Source organism: Protofrankia sp. CiP3 (assembly GCF_917627345.1).
Lineage (GTDB): Bacteria > Actinomycetota > Actinomycetes > Frankiales > Frankiaceae > Protofrankia.
In genome coordinates this window covers 1-1,256 of sequence record NZ_CAKJTM010000205.1, presented here as the reverse complement: position 1 = coordinate 1,256, position 1,256 = coordinate 1, and the positions used below count along the sequence as shown (strand labels likewise).

The 1,256-nt window shown below is 73.9% G+C and carries 1 protein-coding gene; it reads left to right on the top strand.

The genetic code is table 11. The features are described 5' to 3' along the window. Nucleotides 1-9: 9 nt before the first annotated feature. Nucleotides 10-1,256: recombinase family protein (locus MJ797_RS26225; RefSeq protein WP_239342338.1), on the top strand; the 1,247-nt coding region annotated here is incomplete at its 3' end.

Here is a 1,256-nt window from a genome sequence, read left to right as displayed (position 1 = left end):
TTCGGGGTGATGACCACGTTCACGGGGCGGCGGTTCCCGCTGCGCGCCTTCGGCGGGGCGTGGGCCGGCCAGCTGCGCTGGGGTCCGCTCACCCACGCCCGGGCCAGCTCGGTGCTCAAGAACCCGGCCTACGCCGGCGTCTACGTCTTCGGCCGCTACACGTCCCGCACGAAGGTGGACCCGGACGGCACGGTGCACGCGCACACCGTCCGGCTGCCCCGCGAAAAATGGCCGATCGTCATCCCCGACCATCATCCCGGCTACATCACCTGGGCGGACTATCTGGCGATCGAGGCGAAGCTCGCGGCGAACACGACGAACGCCGGCGCCCGGCCGCCCCGGGAAGGGCTCGCGCTCTGCCAGGGCATCATCTACTGCGGCAGCTGCGGGCGGGCGATGGGCACCCGGTACCACCAGAACGGCGCCGGGGCCTACGAGTGCCTGTCGCGGCGCCAGGCCGAGCACACCCGGACCTGCCGGTCGATCCAGGCCGCCGCTGTGGACGCCGCGGTCGCCTGCGCGCTGCTCGACGCGGTCACCCCCGCCCAGATCGCGGTCGCGCTGGACGCCGCCGGTGAGATCACCGACCGCCGCCACCGCTCGATCCGGGCGGCGGAGCTCGCCGCCGAGCGGGCCCGCTACGACGCGGACCGGGCCGAGCGGGCGTTCCACGCCGCCGAGCCGGACAACCGCCTGGTGGCACGCAGCCTGGAAAACCGCTGGGAGGCCACGCTCGCTGCGCTCGCCGACGCCGACGCCGCCCTGACAGCGGCCCGGGACACGCTGCCCCCGCCACCCGACCAGGACACCTTGCGCACCCTCGCCGCCGACCTGCCCGGCCTCTGGCACGCCGAGACGACCAGCGACCGCGACCGCAAACGGCTGCTGCGCACCCTGATCTCCGACGTCACGCTGCTGCCCGGCACCGACTGGGACACGGCAACGATCGGGATCCGCTGGCACACCGGCGCGACCGACCAGATCAGACTGACCCGCCCGCCGAACGCCGCCGCGACGCGCAAGACCCCCGCCGACGTCCTCGCACTGATCCGCAAACTCGGCCCGACCACGAGCAACGACGACCTCGTCGCCCTGCTCGCCGCCCGCGGCCTGACCACCGGCGAAGGCCAGCCCTACGACCTCACGGCGATCCGCTGGGTCCGCTGGACCTACAAGATTCCCTGCCCGCCAGCCTACCACGACGGCGAACGCAGCGTCACCGAGGTCGCCGCCGACCTGCGCTGCAACCCCGGCAG